The following is a 12,657-nucleotide window of genomic DNA, read 5'->3' as shown; positions in this document are numbered from 1 at the left end:
TGTTCCTTGTACGGCCGCGGACGGCCCGGCGGTTCCGGTCCGGTCCCGTTTGGGGGGCCTGATTGGTAGCGTCGGCGAGCGTGCGGGATCGGTATGCGGCGGTGTTGCCGTCCTGGTGGCGGACGGTCGCCGTGGTGTGCGCGATCGGCGCGGCGGGAGCCGTCCCGTTCCTGGACCTGGGCTGGTCCGAGCGCGGGATCGTCGTCGCGCTGCTGGCCGTGCAGGGCGCGGCGGCGGCATGGCTGATGCGGGAGCGTCCCGAGGCCGCGCTCGGGGTGGCGGCCGCCGCGGGCGCCGGGGTCCAGGCGCTGGGCCCCGAGATCGGGCCCGGAATCGTCTTCGTCGTGTTGTGCGTGTTCGCCTGGCTGCGGCCCGCGCGGGTCTCGCTGTGGGGCATGGGCGCGGTCGCCGCCGCGACCGCCGCCGTCGCGGCGGCGCAGGGCCGGATGGTCGCGGTGTGGCCCGTCGCCGCCCTGCTCGCGTGGAGCTGGGGCGCGCTGGGACGGGCGGGCGCGGCGCGCCGGCACTCCGAGGCGCGGCGGGCGGCGCTGGAGGAGCGGGCGCGGATCGGCCGGGAACTGCACGACGTCCTCTCGCACACCGTGTCGGTGATGGTCGTGCAGGCGGCCGCCGCCGACGACGTGTTCGACGCGAACCCCGACCTCGCGCGGCGGGCCGTCCGGAGCCTGGAGGCCGAGGGACGGCAGGCGCTCGCGGAGCTGCGGCACTTCCTGCGGTCGATGCGGGACGCCGAAGGCACGGACCCTGCCGGATCGGTGCCCGGCCTGGGAGACTTGGACCGGCTCATCTCCTCGGTCGCCGGAACCGGGCTGCACGTGCGGCTGCACCGGGAGGGGATGGGCGACGTGCACGTTCCGTCCGGCGTGGGCCTCGCGGTCTACCGGATCGTCCAGGAGGCTCTGACGAACACGCTGCGGCACGCCCGCGCCGGCCGCGCCGACGTGGTCCTCCGCCTGGCCGGCGGATGCCTGGACGTCGACGTCCTCGACGACGGCGCGGGCGAGAGGGGCGGCACCGCCCTCGCCGGGAGCGGGCAGGGGATCGCCGGGATGCGGGAGCGCGCCGCACTGCTCGGCGGCACGTTCGAGGCCGGGCCCGACCCGTCCGGCGGGTTCCGCGTGCGGGCCTCGCTGCCGGTGAAGGAGGCCCGCCATTAGAACCCCCGGCGGAAGGGCGCACCCGTGACCGTTCGCGTGCTGATCGCCGACGACCAGGACCTCGTGCGGGCCGGGTTCAGCATGATCATCGAGGCGCGGGACGACCTGACCGTGGTCGGCGAGGCCGGGGACGGGGAGTCGGCCGTCCGCCTCGCCGCCCGCCTCGCACCCGACGTCGTGCTGATGGACGTGCGGATGCCCGGCCTGAACGGCATCGAGGCCACCCGGCGCATCACCGCGGCCGCGGACCCGCCGAAGGTGATCATCCTGACGACGTTCGACCTGGACGAGCCGCTGTACGCGGCGCTGCGCGCGGGCGCCGCCGGGTTCCTGCTCAAGGACGTCCGGCCGGCCGACCTGGCGGAGGCGGTCCGGGTCGTCGCGCGCGGGGAGGCGCTGCTCGCGCCGTCGGTCACGCGGCGGCTGCTCGACCGGTTCACCGCCACCGAGCCGCGCCCGCCCGTCCGCCCGGACGCGCTCGCCGCGCTGACCGGCCGCGAGATGCAGACGCTCGAGCTCATCGCGCGCGCCGCGTCCAACGCCGAGATCGCCGAACGGCTCGTCGTCACCGAGGCGACGGTGAAGACGCACGTCTCCAGCATCCTGCGCAAGCTCGGGCTGCGCGACCGCGTGCAGGTGGTCGTGCTGGCCTATGACCTCGGCCTCGTCCGGCCGCGCCCCTGCGACTAAAGTCGGAGCGCCGAGACCGATCCTTCGTTGGAAGCGCCCGGCGCCGCGCGTTCCTAGCGTTGGCGGCATGACATCGCAGCCGCGTTCCCGGCGGGCGGCGTGGACCCTGGTCCTGGTCGCGCCCGCCGTCGCCGAGCTCACCCTCGGCACGGTCCCGGTCCGGATGATCTGGCTCGTGCTGCTGTACGTGCCGATCTACGGCGCCGGCGTGCTGCTGATCCGGGAGCTGGTCCGCCGCCTCGGGGGCGGGTGGAGCAGCGTCCTGGCGATGGGCCTCGTCTACGGGCTGGTCGAGGAGGGGCTGGCGCTGCAGAGCCTGACCAGCCCGCACCTGTACGACGCGGCGGACTGGGGGCCGAGGCCGTTCGGGATCAACGCCCCGTACACCGAGCTGAACCTGCCCTACCACGCGGTGTTCAGCGTCCTCGTCCCGATCGCGCTGGTCGAGCTGGTGTTCCGCCGCCACGGCCGGGCGCCGTACCTGCGCCGCGGCGGCGTGATCATCACGGGGGTCGTCGCAGCCGTCGGGGCGGGCCTGCTGCGCGTCTCCGTCCCGCCGTCCGAGGACCCCCACTACACGCTGCCGGGCGACACGGCCCTGATCATCCTGGCGCTCTGTGCGGTGCTCGCCTTCGTCGCCCTGGCCGTGCTCCCCCGCCTCCGCCGCCCGCCCCTACCCGGCGTCCCGCCCGCGCCGTGGAAGCTCGGCGCCGTCTGCGGCCTCGCGTCGTTCGCCTTCCTCGCTCTGCTGTTCCCCTTCGCCGGCGCGGACCACTCCGCGTTCGTCCCCCGGGCGTGGGTCCCGGTCCCGATGGCCGCCGCCGCACTGCTGGCCGCCGGCACCGCTTTCTACCTGGCCCGGACGGGCGGCTGGACGGACCGCCACCGCCTCGCCGCGATCTCCGGCGCCCTCGTCGCGCACACCGCGTTCGGCTTCGTGGCCAACACGGACAACGTCCCCGACGCGGTCGGCCTGGCCGTCATCGCCGCCGTGATGGTCTATCTCCTGTACGCCCTCGCCCGGCGCCTCCGCGCGGACGCCGGCGTCCCCGCTCACGCCACCCGGGCGACCTTGTAGGCGATACCGCCCTCGACGAAGTAGCCCGAGCCCACGCAGACGATGTCGTTCAGCCATGCGTACCGCTCGGCTCCCGTCTCGAAGAGCGGGCTGGTCCTGAAGTAGTACCGGGACGGGTCGACCCGGTGCCTCCCGGCGGCGTCGGCCATCTCGGCGCCCAGCTCCGGCGGGGTGATGAAGCGGCCGCCGTAGGCCATGTGGATCAGGGCCCCGTCGTCCGTCCGGAGCGCGAGCCGGACGTCCAGGGCCATCGTCCCGCCGGAGCGGAACAGGGCCCAGTCGCCGCCGCTCGGGAGCACGTCCCCGCGCAGCTCCGGGCCCTCGAACGTCCCGCCGGCGGAGCCGAACAGCATGCGCCGGCCGGCCGGTCCGCGGCCGAAGTCCAGTGGCGGGTCCAGATCGACCACGATGTCGAAGAGGAACTCCGTGCGGATCTCTCCGACGTCCTTCACGCGCGGGTCCGCGACCATGCGCATCACCTTTCTCGGTGGGGGTTCAGGCGGCGGCGAAGAGCCGGCGCCGGACGGCGTCGGCCGAGACGCCCGACTGGGCGCACAGCTCCGACAGGTCGAAGAAGAAGTACTCGCCGGCGATCAGGTCGTCCTTGAACGCGAACCGGATGAACACCGGCAGCTCGGCGCGCCCGCCGTCGGGCACCACGCCGAAGCGGTCGCCCGTCCAGGTCATCCGGACCGTCCCCCAGCACACGAGGTTCTCGGCGTCCGCCGCGTGCCCCTGCAACGCGACGTCGTAGTCGGGGAACGAGGCGAAGAACCGGCGCAGCGCCTTCTCGTTCTCCGCATGGCCGCGGGCCGTCGTTCCGAACGCCGGGGTCTCCAGCACCATCTCCGGGTGCAGCAGCTTCATCGCCGCCGGCACGTCCTGGCGGCTCTTGGCGACGGCCAGCTCCTGCGCCAGCGCGAACATGCGGTCACGATCCATGAGAAAACAATACGAACGGTCGTACAGATAAACAAGAGCATCGGGCCCTGTTCCTTGGAATGACCTTGGCGATAACGGAACGAAGCTGTCCGCTATCTGCGCCAGGCTGGCCGCATGACCGAGCAGACCTGGAATCCCCTGCTGCGCGAACAGCTGACCTGGCACTGGACGAACCTGCTGCGCCCCCGCCTCGACGGCCTCACCGACGACGAGTACTTCTGGGAGCCCGCACCCGACTGCTGGAGCGTCCGCCCGCGCGGCACCGGCACCGCCCCGGTGCAGGCCGGATCCGGCGCGCTGACCATCGACTTCGCGTTCCCGCCACCGGAACCCGCGCCGTTCACGACGATCGCCTGGCGCCTCGGGCACGTCATCGTGGGCGTCCTCGCCGTCCGGAACGCCGCGCACTTCGGCCGCGCCGCCACCGGCTACGAGGCGTTCGAGTACGCCACGACCGCGTCCGAGGCGCTGGCCCAGCTCGACGCCGAGTACGCCGCGTGGACGGCCGGGGTCGAATCACTCGGCGAATCCGGCCTGGCCCGCCCGTGCGGGGAGGCCGAGACGCCCTGGAGCGAGCGTCCGATGGCGGCGCTCGTCCTGCACATCAACCGCGAGATGATCCACCATCTGTCCGAGGTCTGCCTGCTCCGCGACCTCTACCTGCACCGGAAGGCGAACTGACATGGCCCGCGAGATCCAGATCACCTTCGACTGCGCCGACCCGGCCGCCCTCGCGGCGTTCTGGGCCGAGGCCCTCGGCTACCGGCTCCAGGACCCGCCCGGGAACTTCCCGACCTGGGACGAGGCCCTCGACGCGATGGGCGTGCCGCCCGAACGCCGCAACGACGCCTCGGCGGTCACCGACCCCGACGGCTCCGGTCCGCGGTTGTTCTTCCAGCGCGTCCCGGAGGGCAAGCAGGTCAAGAACCGCGTCCACCTGGACGTCCGGGCGGCTCCCGGCCTCACCGGCGACGAGCGGATGGCGGCCCTGGAGGCCGAGGCCGAGCGCCTCGTCCCGCACGGCGCCGCCCGCCTCCAGCGCCACGAGCCCGCTCCGCCGCTCGGCGCCGGCCACATCATCATGGCCGACCCCGAGGGCAACGAGTTCTGCCTCGACTGACCCGCGACGCCGCAGTGCTAGGCGCCGGGGCTCGGAGCCGGGCTGTCCTGCGGCGCCCAGGACAGCAGGATGCGGAGTGCGTCGTCGGACGGCGTCCCCGGTTCCGCGGTGAGGACCATGAGCCGCTGACCGCTGTCGTCCGGGCTGTTCCAGGTGTCGCAGTCGAGCGTGAGATCGCCGACCACCGGGTGGCGGTAGCGCTTGGTGCCGTGGCCCGCGGAGTTGACGCGGTGCTCGGCCCACCAGGTGCGGAAGTCGGTGTCCTGGACGGACAGTTCCCCGACGAGCCGCGCGAGATCGGGGTCGTCGGGGTCCTTGGCCGCCTCCATCCGCAGGGCCGCGACGGCGTCGCGCGCATCGTGCCGCCAGTCCAGGTGCATGCCGCGGAAGCCCGGGCGCGTGAACAGCAGGCGGACGTAGTTGCGTTCACCCGCGGGCACCTGGGCGAAATCGGGGTAGAGGGCGCCGGCGGCATCGTTCCACGCCAGGACGTCCATCCGCTTGCCGAGCACGACCGCCGGCGTCCCCGGGAGCCGGTCGAGCAGGCGGCGCACCGCCGGCCGCACCTTCTGCGCGGCGCGGCGGCGGCGCGGGCGGGCGTCGGCCTTGCCCGCGATCTCGTAGAGGTAGGTCTGCTGGTCCTCGTCCAGGCGCAGGGCACCGGCCAGGGTCGCGAGCACCCCGGCGGACGCGCGGACACGGCCCTGCTCGAGCCGGGTGTAGTAGTCGACGCTGATCGCGGCGAGCCGGGCGACCTCCTCCCGGCGCAGGCCCGCCACCTTGCGGCGCCCGTCGTCCTCGGGCAGGCCCACGTCGCGCGGTGTCAGCTGGGCCCGGCGCGCCTTGAGGAAGACCCCGAGGTCGCCGGCCTGCGATGAAGCGGTCATACCGTCCATTGTCGGCGGTCGGGGGACGCCGCTGGGAGGGCAGGTTCCTTCCCAGGCAAGAACCCGCCTCTTACGGGCGTCCCGTGGGAGCGCCACCGTGGAATCACGCCGCCGGAACCACCGGCAGCGATCCCACGAAGGACTGGAGCACCCCATGCCGAAGATCGACGTCGCATTCGACAGCGCGGGCATCACCCTCGCCGGCCACCTGCACCTCCCCGACACGCCCGCCCGCGGCCCCTGGCCGGGTGTGGTCGTCGGCCATCCCGGCACCGGCGTGAAGGAGCAGACCGCGGGCCTCTACGCGTCCCTGCTCGCCGCCCGCGGCTTCGCGGCCCTCGCCTTCGACGCCGCCTACCAGGGCGAGAGCGGCGGCGAACCCCGCGGACTGGAGGACCCGGCCCAGCGGATCGAGGACCTCAAGGCCGCCGTCTCGTTCCTCACCACGCGGCCGGAGATCGACGCCGGACGCATCGGCGCGCTCGGCATCTGCGCCTCCGGCGGCTACGTCCTGCCCGCCACCGCCGGCGACCACCGCATCCAGGCGACCGCCACCGTCAGCGCCGTCGACATCGCCCGCCAGTTCCGCCTCGGCGCCGACGGCACCCAGGACCCGGACGCCTTCCAGGGCATGCTCGACGCCGCAGCCAACGCCCGCACCGCCATCGCCCGCGGCGAGGACCCCGGAGCGCTGCCCCTGTTCCCCGCGACCGCCGAGGAGGCCCGCCGGCTCGGCGGCGAGCACGGCGCCGAAGGCTTCGCCTACTACCGGACCCCGCGCGCCGCGCACCCGCGCTCGGCGGCGGTCCTCGACTGGACCAGCGTCGACCGGATCGCCGCCTTCGACGCCTTCGCCTCCGTCCCGCTGATCGGCCCGCGCCCCCTGCTGATGATCGCCGGGACGCGGGCCGTCACCTCCTGGATGACCGTCGAGGCCTTCCAGAAGGCCACCGGCCCCAAGGAGATCCACTGGGTGGACGGCGCGAGCCACGTCGACCTCTACGACCGCGAGCGGTACGTCGGACCGGTGGCGGAGAAGCTCGCCGCGTTCTTCACCGCCGCGCTCGCCGAAGCCCCGCCGCAGGCCGCGTAGCCGGGGGCGGGCCGTCAGCGGACGACGTCGAAGACGTTCTTCTGGATCCCGTTCGCGTACGCCTCGTGCTCGACGAGCTTCAGCTTCTGCGCGTCCTTGTCGGTGTCGCTGAACAGCCGCTTGCCCGCGCCGAGCAGCAGCGGGAAGACCAGCAGGTGGTAGCGGTCGATCAGGCCCGCGTCGGAGAGGTCCCGGCCGAGGGTGGCGCTGCCGTGGACGATGATGGGGCCGCCCTCGGTCTCCTTGAGCGCGGCGACCTCGTCCACCGAGCGCAGGATCGTGGTGTCGCCCCAGCCGGAGACCAGGTCGTCCTCCTTGAGGGTGGTGGAGACGACGTACTTCGGCATCACCTTGTACTCGGCGAACTCCTCCATGGACGGCCAGACCGGGCTGAACGCCTCGTAGCTGACCCGGCCCATCATCATCGCGGCGGCCTCCTGCTGCTCCCGCCCCTTGATCTCGTAGGCCTCCGGCAGGAACTCGACGTCCTTGAACGTCCACCCGGAGTTCCGGTACCCCGGCTCCCCGCCGGGCGCCTCCACGACCCCGTCGAGCGAGACGAAGGCGGTGCTGATCAGAGTGCGCATGGTGTTCTCCCGAGCTTCTCGTGGCCTTCCCGTCGGGCGGCCCGCATCCGCTCCCGCGGCCGTCCACCCGACCATGACAGACCGCCCACCCCGCCGAAACTCATCGCCGCCCCCAACGACCGCACCCGGCCACCCGTCAGCGCCGCGACCGCTTACCCGTCACCGTCGTCCGGGCCACCGGCGGGACGCAGCACGAACGTCCCCCTGCCGGGCGTCGTCTTGACCACGCCGCGCCGCGCGAGTTCCTGGACGGCGTGCGCCGCCGTCGCGTGAGCCACTCCGAAATCCTCCGAGATCGCACGGACACTCGGCAGCCGCCGCCCGATGGCCCCCGCCGCGATGCGCGTCTCCAGAATGTCGGCGATCTGGACGTAAAGCGGGTCGGGACCATCCATGTCGATGCTCACCCACCCACGGTAGAACGGCATCGGACGAGCTAGAACGGCACATACGGTCCGACCGAGCTAGCACGGAGTAGAACACTGTGGAACACTGAAAGGCGTACATGAAAAGCGCCCCGCCCGGACGTTGCACCGTCCGGACGGGGCTAGGACCGGACGCCCAGGGAGGCGAACGACCCATGAACCTCGATGCTAGGGCGCGACTCGAAGCGCTGGGGACCGTTCTGCGCGCTCACGGGCTGAGCGCGTGGTTCACGCCGGACGGCCTTCATGTGGAGAACCCCGACGCGGAGGGTTGCTGCACCGTCCACCCGTGCACCGTCCTGACCGTCGGGCCGCGCGCGGAGGACGCGGGGCGGCCGTGGTTCTGGACGGGATGGCGCCACCCCATCGCGGAGGCGGACCAGATCACGGACGCCGCCCTGGCGATCAAGACGCTGCTGAGCGGGACGCCGGGAGCGACGCCGTGACCGCTCTCGTGATGGCGGCGGTCGCCGTCGGCGCGGCGGTGCTGGCGAGTTCGGCGACGGCGCTGGCGATCCCACGCCGTCCCCGCTACACCGGCAGACACCGCGCGCAGTTCTGACCTGAACCCGATCTCCCTACGATCTAGTGGGACCTGGAGACCGGCGAGGTCAGGATGTCCGCCCAGGATGGCGGCGGCACCTCGGAGACGACCGTTCACGTGTGGGAGCCGATCGTGATCAGGCCCGGGGAACCGGACGACCCGGGTGACCAGCCCTTCCCCCGCCTCTTCCGAGCCGAGGCCGGGGACCTTTATGCCTGGGGGATGGATTCCCTCATCGTGCCCGGCGGCGCGGTCTCGTGACTGGCCGCGGCGAAGCGGACGGCCGTCTGGACGCCGTGCGGGTCTAGCCTGGGGTAGGGGGTGTTCAGCGGGGGGTGTTGTCGCTGAAGTCGGGGATGTCGGCGGAGAGCAGGTGTTCGGCGGCGCCTTCGAGCATCCCGGCCGTCTCGATGGAGCGGGGCAGCATCGTCTTCTCGTAGAGGCGGACGGCGTCGGCGACGGTGGGGGCGTCCGCGAGGGCGAGGGCGAGTTCGCAGGCGTCCAGCATGGCGAGGTTGACGCCGACGCCGAGGGGCGGCATGAGGTGCGCGGCGTCGCCGAGCAGCGTCACCGCCTGGTCGTGCTCCCAGGTGTGCGGGACGGGGAGCGCGAAGATCGGGCGGTCGACGTAGCGGCCGTCGTTGTCGCTGATCATCCGGCGCAGGCGGGGCGACCAGTGGGCGTACTCGTCGAGCAGCAGGGCGCGGATGCCGGCGGTGTCGCCGGCGTTGAGGCCGCTCGCGGCGATCCAGTCGGCCGGGGCCCGCCGGATGATGTAGACGCGGATGTGGTCTCGGCTGTTGCGCTGCGCGAACAGGCCGCGGTCGCCGTCGGCCGCGGCGGCGCCTCCGGCGCCGACCAGTTCGGCGATCTCGGGGTGCCGGTTCTCGACGTCGGAGAACCATGCCTCCAGGAAGCTCACGCCGCTGTACTCGGGGACGGCGGCCGACACGGCCCGGCGCACCCGGGAGAAGGCGCCGTCGGCGCCGATGACCAGGTCGGCCTCGACGGTGGTGCCGTCGCCGAAGTGCAGTCGCCGCGGTCCGCCGGCGGGGCCGCTGACGCTTTCGAGGGCGCGGCCCCACTGGACGGTGCCCGGCTCCAGAGAGTCGAGCAGGAGGGCACGCAGGTCGCCGCGGTCGATCTCCGGCTTGAAGAGCTCACCGGCCTCCGGGACGTGATGGGACCTGAGCACGCCGGACGGGTCCAACTGGCGCATCTCCTGCCCCTCGGGACGCGCCAGCGCGAAGAACGCGTCGAGGAGGCCGGCTTCGCGCAGGGCGATCTGGCCGTTGTCGGCGTGCAGGTCGAGGGTGCCGCCCTGGTCACGCGCGTCGGGGCCTTCGTCGCGGTCGTGCACGGTGACCGCGATGCCGCGCCGCTGGAGGATGCGCGCGCAGGTCAGGCCGCCGGGACCCGCGCCGATGACGCTGATCCTGGCACGGGCGGGTTCGGGAGAGTTCATGGCTGTTCCTTCCGTCGTTCCTGGGACTCGCTCAGAACGGAGACTAAGTATAAAAGTGCATCGAGTCAACTAATCGACTCGCTACATCATCGGATACACTCGCCTCATGACCACGTCCCCCGCGGGCCGCCGCGAGCGCAAGAAGGCCGCCACCCGGCAGGCGATCGCCGACGCCGCGCTGCGCCTCTTCCTCGAGCGCAGCTACGACCAGGTGAGCGTCCACGACGTCGCGGAAGCGGCGGACGTCTCCCCGTCCACGGTGTTCAAGCACTTCAGCGGCAAGGAGGCGCTGGTCTTCGACCAGGACGAGGACCATGAGTCCGAGCTGGTCGGCGCGGTCCGGCGGCGCCGCGACGGCGAGAGCGTCCTCGACGCCCTCCGCCGGCACGTCCTCGCCACCTGGCCGCCGATCGCGGAGCACCCGCAACGGGCCGGCTTCGTCGACCTGGTCGACTCGACCCCGGCGCTGCGCGCCTACTCGGAACGCATGTGGACCCGGTACACCGACGCCCTCACCGCGGCCATCGCCGAGGAGTGCGGCGTCCCCCACGACGACCTGGCCTGCGCGACGCTCGCCCGGTTCGTCCTGGAGATCCCGTCCCTCACCCGCGGCCGCGGGGACCGCCGCGCCGCCGTGGAAACGATCTTCGGGATCCTCGCCCGCGGCTGGACTCCCCCGCCCCCCGGGCCGACATCACCGCAGGTCAGAAAGCAGTAGCCCGGCGGGCACCGCCAGTGGGCGCTTCGAAGTAGGCGGCGGTCTCGGCGTCCGCCGGATAGTAGGACTCGATCGCGACCTCGTCCAGCGTGATGTCCATCGGGGTGCCGAACGTGGTGATGGTCGAGAACAGCCGCAGTTCCCGCCCGCCGAAGCGGACGATCATAGGGATCATGACGTCGGACTCGGGCGGCGGGCCGTCCTCGGGGCCGGGCGCCAGCAGTTCCTCGTAGAGGGCGGTGAGTTCGAGGTCGGGGGCGGCGGCGAGCTGCCGCCTGACCCGCGAGCGGAACACCGCGCGCACGTCGGTCAGGTTGACGACCAGGGCGGCGAGGCCGCGCGGGTCGAGGCCGAGCCGCACCAGGTTGACCGGCGGACGCAGCAGCTCAGGATCGACGTCCGCGAGGAACGGTTCGAGCGCGCGGTTGGTCGTCACGATGTTCCATCGGCGGTCGAAGGCCAGCGCCGGGTACGGCTCATGCGCGCGGAGGACCCGCTCGACCGCGTTCCGGGCCGCCGTCAGCGCACCGTCGTCGAGCGGCCGCTCGGGGTACCGGGGCGCGAAGCCGGCCGCGAGCAGCAGCCGGTTGCGGTCGCGCAGCGGCACGTCGAGCTGGTCCGCGAGGCGGACGACCATGTCGGCGCTCGGGTTGGACTTGCCCGTCTCGACCAGGCTGACGTGGCGGGGCGAGACGTCCGCCGCGATCGCCAGGTCGAGCTGGCTGAGCCGGCGGCGGTGCCGCCACTGCCGCAGGAGTTCCCCGACCGTGTGCATGGTCCCGAAGCGTACTCATCGTGGCGCCGGACGCCATGAAATGCGATTTCATCGACAATTCCCGAGGCCGCGGAAAGACTGCACCCATGACCGACGACAACAAGGGCATCATTCAGCGGGCACTGGCGGAACTGATCGAGACGGGCGGCGTGGAAACGCTCGAACCGTTGCTGAGCGACGGCTTCGTCCACCACCGTCCGGACGCGACGTCCTCGACCAAGGCGGAATGGCTCGCCGCCGTGCAGACGACGCTCATCGGGCCGCTCGCCCGCATGCAGGTCGAGGTCCAGCACCTGCTGGCCGACGGCGACCACGTCGTGCTGCACTCCCGGCGGCGCCTTCCCGACGGCGGCCCGGAGATCGCCGTCGTCGACATCTGGCGGATCGAGGACGGGCTGATCGCCGAATGCTGGGAGAACATCGAGCCGGTGGCCCATGCGGCCGCGAATCTGGAATGGTGGAACGATTCCTGAACAGTGCCCGCCCCGCGCCCCGCCCCGTGGGAAATACCAACCTGAGTCCGCGGGCCACGGGCCGGTTATGTCCCGTCACAGAGGCTTTCCCAGGCAGCCGCAACCATGGGCCATCGCCGTGCCCTTCGCCGGGGGCTGTTCGGAGCCGGCCGCCTTCTCGACCTCCCCTAGGAGGCCGGCCCGCTCTTGCTGAGTGATCAGGCGCCCGTTGACGACGAGTGTGTGAATGCGCCTGGTGTTACGGATGTCCGCGAGCGGGTCGGCGTCCAGGATCACCAGGTCGGCGAGCTTCGGCTCCGTGGGCGGTAGCGTTTCGGAAACCGAAATGAGGGGGCGGGGCATGGCGAGGCCGGGCAGGCCCGTGCGGGGGTCGGCGTCGGGGCGGCCGATCATGGCGGCGCTCGATCTGTTCGGGCGGCGGTGGACGCTGCGGATCGTGTGGGAGCTGCACGAGGGGCCGCTCGGGTTCCGGCCGCTGCAGCAGCGCTGCGACGGGATGTCGTCGAGCGTGCTGCGGCAGCGGCTGGTCGAGCTGGCCGAGGTGGGGCTCGTGCGGCAGGCCGATGACGGGCGGTACGAGCTCACCCCGCTCGGCGCGGACGCGCGGGAGGCGCTCGGGCCCCTGTCGCGCTGGTCCGAGCGGTGGGCCGCGGAGCTGGAGTGACGCCGAGGTCTTGTGCTT

18 protein-coding genes are annotated in these 12,657 nt (G+C 72.7%); 10 read left to right on the top strand and 8 right to left on the bottom strand.

The annotated features are described in order from the left end of the window. The first annotated feature begins 80 nt into the window (after positions 1-80). From ACA514_RS40960 to ACA514_RS40950, 3 genes are all read left to right on the top strand, one after another. Positions 81-1,178: a sensor histidine kinase gene (locus ACA514_RS40960; RefSeq protein WP_375046704.1), complete on the top strand. Its 1,098-nt coding sequence runs from the start codon at positions 81-83 to the stop codon at positions 1,176-1,178. Positions 1,179-1,202: 24 nt separating this feature from the next. Beyond that, positions 1,203-1,868, top strand: a complete 666-nt coding sequence (locus ACA514_RS40955) for a response regulator (protein ID WP_375046703.1) — start codon at positions 1,203-1,205, stop codon at positions 1,866-1,868. Positions 1,869-1,935: 67 nt separating this feature from the next. Next, positions 1,936-2,946: a hypothetical protein gene (locus tag ACA514_RS40950; RefSeq protein WP_375046702.1), complete on the top strand. Its 1,011-nt coding sequence runs from the start codon at positions 1,936-1,938 to the stop codon at positions 2,944-2,946. Here the strand turns inward: ACA514_RS40950 and ACA514_RS40945 are convergent. Together ACA514_RS40945 and ACA514_RS40940 are read right to left on the bottom strand one after the other, a co-directional pair. Further along, complete coding sequence (locus ACA514_RS40945) at positions 2,922-3,416, bottom strand: DUF3237 domain-containing protein (RefSeq protein ID WP_375046701.1); 495 nt, start codon at positions 3,414-3,416, stop codon at positions 2,922-2,924. The two genes, ACA514_RS40950 and ACA514_RS40945, sit on opposite strands and share 25 nt — an antisense overlap. Before the next feature lie 25 nt (positions 3,417-3,441). Beyond that, complete coding sequence (locus ACA514_RS40940) at positions 3,442-3,888, bottom strand: nuclear transport factor 2 family protein (protein ID WP_375046700.1); 447 nt, start codon at positions 3,886-3,888, stop codon at positions 3,442-3,444. Positions 3,889-4,002: 114 nt separating this feature from the next. On the opposite strand from ACA514_RS40940, the gene ACA514_RS40935 reads away from it, so the two are divergent. After that, positions 4,003-4,569, top strand: coding sequence for a DinB family protein (locus ACA514_RS40935; protein ID WP_375046699.1), 567 nt, complete (start codon positions 4,003-4,005; stop codon positions 4,567-4,569). Position 4,570: 1 nt separating this feature from the next. Beyond that, positions 4,571-5,008 (top strand): VOC family protein, encoded by a 438-nt coding sequence (locus ACA514_RS40930; protein WP_375046698.1) that lies wholly within the window; start codon positions 4,571-4,573, stop codon positions 5,006-5,008. Between the two features lie 17 nt (positions 5,009-5,025). Here ACA514_RS40930 and ACA514_RS40925 read toward each other — a convergent pair whose 3' ends face one another. Further along, positions 5,026-5,895 carry a helix-turn-helix domain-containing protein gene (locus ACA514_RS40925; RefSeq protein ID WP_375046697.1) on the bottom strand — a complete coding sequence of 290 codons (870 nt, stop codon included), beginning with the start codon at positions 5,893-5,895 and terminating at the stop codon, positions 5,026-5,028. A 154-nt stretch (positions 5,896-6,049) separates the two neighbouring features. Here ACA514_RS40925 and ACA514_RS40920 point away from each other — a divergent pair, with 154 nt between their 5' ends. Beyond that, positions 6,050-6,988 carry an alpha/beta hydrolase gene (locus ACA514_RS40920; RefSeq protein ID WP_375046696.1) on the top strand — a complete coding sequence of 313 codons (939 nt, stop codon included), beginning with the start codon at positions 6,050-6,052 and terminating at the stop codon, positions 6,986-6,988. Between the two features lie 14 nt (positions 6,989-7,002). Here the strand turns inward: ACA514_RS40920 and ACA514_RS40915 are convergent, their stop codons facing one another. Beyond that, positions 7,003-7,575 (bottom strand): dihydrofolate reductase family protein, encoded by a 573-nt coding sequence (locus tag ACA514_RS40915; RefSeq protein WP_375046695.1) that lies wholly within the window; start codon positions 7,573-7,575, stop codon positions 7,003-7,005. A 152-nt stretch (positions 7,576-7,727) separates the two neighbouring features. Further along, a complete protein-coding gene (locus ACA514_RS40910; RefSeq protein WP_375046694.1) occupies positions 7,728-7,982 on the bottom strand; it encodes a GntR family transcriptional regulator in 255 nt (84 codons plus the stop codon). A 173-nt stretch (positions 7,983-8,155) separates the two neighbouring features. Here ACA514_RS40910 and ACA514_RS40905 point away from each other — a divergent pair, with 173 nt between their 5' ends. After that, on the top strand, positions 8,156-8,446 hold the full coding sequence (locus tag ACA514_RS40905) for a hypothetical protein (protein WP_375046693.1): 291 nt from the start codon (positions 8,156-8,158) through the stop codon (positions 8,444-8,446). A gap of 423 nt (positions 8,447-8,869) precedes the next feature. Here the strand turns inward: ACA514_RS40905 and ACA514_RS40900 are convergent, their stop codons facing one another. Continuing rightward, complete coding sequence (locus ACA514_RS40900; RefSeq protein ID WP_375046692.1) at positions 8,870-10,009, bottom strand: FAD-dependent oxidoreductase; 1,140 nt, start codon at positions 10,007-10,009, stop codon at positions 8,870-8,872. A gap of 106 nt (positions 10,010-10,115) precedes the next feature. Between ACA514_RS40900 and ACA514_RS40895 the strand changes: the two genes are divergently transcribed. Continuing rightward, on the top strand, positions 10,116-10,727 hold the full coding sequence (locus tag ACA514_RS40895) for a TetR/AcrR family transcriptional regulator (protein WP_375046691.1): 612 nt from the start codon (positions 10,116-10,118) through the stop codon (positions 10,725-10,727). Here the strand turns inward: ACA514_RS40895 and ACA514_RS40890 are convergent. Continuing rightward, complete coding sequence (locus ACA514_RS40890) at positions 10,714-11,502, bottom strand: helix-turn-helix domain-containing protein (protein WP_375046690.1); 789 nt, start codon at positions 11,500-11,502, stop codon at positions 10,714-10,716. The two genes, ACA514_RS40895 and ACA514_RS40890, sit on opposite strands and share 14 nt — an antisense overlap. An 86-nt stretch (positions 11,503-11,588) precedes the next feature. On the opposite strand from ACA514_RS40890, the gene ACA514_RS40885 reads away from it, so the two are divergent. Further along, positions 11,589-11,975 (top strand): nuclear transport factor 2 family protein, encoded by a 387-nt coding sequence (locus tag ACA514_RS40885; protein WP_375046689.1) that lies wholly within the window; start codon positions 11,589-11,591, stop codon positions 11,973-11,975. A gap of 75 nt (positions 11,976-12,050) precedes the next feature. On the opposite strand, the gene ACA514_RS40880 is transcribed toward ACA514_RS40885, so the two are convergent. Next, the gene (locus ACA514_RS40880; protein WP_375046688.1) at positions 12,051-12,368 is read right to left on the bottom strand and encodes a hypothetical protein; all 318 of its coding nucleotides are present in this window, start codon (positions 12,366-12,368) and stop codon (positions 12,051-12,053) included. On the opposite strand from ACA514_RS40880, the gene ACA514_RS40875 reads away from it, so the two are divergent. Continuing rightward, positions 12,367-12,639, top strand: a complete 273-nt coding sequence (locus ACA514_RS40875; RefSeq protein ID WP_375046687.1) for a winged helix-turn-helix transcriptional regulator — start codon at positions 12,367-12,369, stop codon at positions 12,637-12,639. The genes ACA514_RS40880 and ACA514_RS40875 overlap by 2 nt on opposite strands. The last annotated feature ends 18 nt before the right edge of the window (positions 12,640-12,657 follow it).

Source organism: Actinomadura sp. NTSP31 (assembly GCF_041951385.1).
Lineage (GTDB): Bacteria > Actinomycetota > Actinomycetes > Streptosporangiales > Streptosporangiaceae > Spirillospora > Spirillospora napierensis.
This window is presented reverse-complemented; position numbering and strand designations above follow the sequence as displayed.

Coding starts and splice junctions, on each gene's coding strand:
- ACA514_RS40900 (WP_375046692.1), bottom strand. CDS start 10,009: ATGAACTCTCCCGAACCCGCCCGTGCCAGGATCAGCGTCATCGGCGCG.
- ACA514_RS40895 (WP_375046691.1), top strand. CDS start 10,116: ATGACCACGTCCCCCGCGGGCCGCCGCGAGCGCAAGAAGGCCGCCACC.
- ACA514_RS40945 (WP_375046701.1), bottom strand. CDS start 3,416: ATGGTCGCGGACCCGCGCGTGAAGGACGTCGGAGAGATCCGCACGGAG.
- ACA514_RS40940 (WP_375046700.1), bottom strand. CDS start 3,888: ATGGATCGTGACCGCATGTTCGCGCTGGCGCAGGAGCTGGCCGTCGCC.
- ACA514_RS40915 (WP_375046695.1), bottom strand. CDS start 7,575: ATGCGCACTCTGATCAGCACCGCCTTCGTCTCGCTCGACGGGGTCGTG.
- ACA514_RS40890 (WP_375046690.1), bottom strand. CDS start 11,502: ATGCACACGGTCGGGGAACTCCTGCGGCAGTGGCGGCACCGCCGCCGG.
- ACA514_RS40905 (WP_375046693.1), top strand. CDS start 8,156: ATGAACCTCGATGCTAGGGCGCGACTCGAAGCGCTGGGGACCGTTCTG.
- ACA514_RS40880 (WP_375046688.1), bottom strand. CDS start 12,368: ATGATCGGCCGCCCCGACGCCGACCCCCGCACGGGCCTGCCCGGCCTC.
- ACA514_RS40925 (WP_375046697.1), bottom strand. CDS start 5,895: ATGACCGCTTCATCGCAGGCCGGCGACCTCGGGGTCTTCCTCAAGGCG.
- ACA514_RS40930 (WP_375046698.1), top strand. CDS start 4,571: ATGGCCCGCGAGATCCAGATCACCTTCGACTGCGCCGACCCGGCCGCC.
- ACA514_RS40935 (WP_375046699.1), top strand. CDS start 4,003: ATGACCGAGCAGACCTGGAATCCCCTGCTGCGCGAACAGCTGACCTGG.
- ACA514_RS40920 (WP_375046696.1), top strand. CDS start 6,050: ATGCCGAAGATCGACGTCGCATTCGACAGCGCGGGCATCACCCTCGCC.
- ACA514_RS40875 (WP_375046687.1), top strand. CDS start 12,367: ATGGCGGCGCTCGATCTGTTCGGGCGGCGGTGGACGCTGCGGATCGTG.
- ACA514_RS40885 (WP_375046689.1), top strand. CDS start 11,589: ATGACCGACGACAACAAGGGCATCATTCAGCGGGCACTGGCGGAACTG.
- ACA514_RS40950 (WP_375046702.1), top strand. CDS start 1,936: ATGACATCGCAGCCGCGTTCCCGGCGGGCGGCGTGGACCCTGGTCCTG.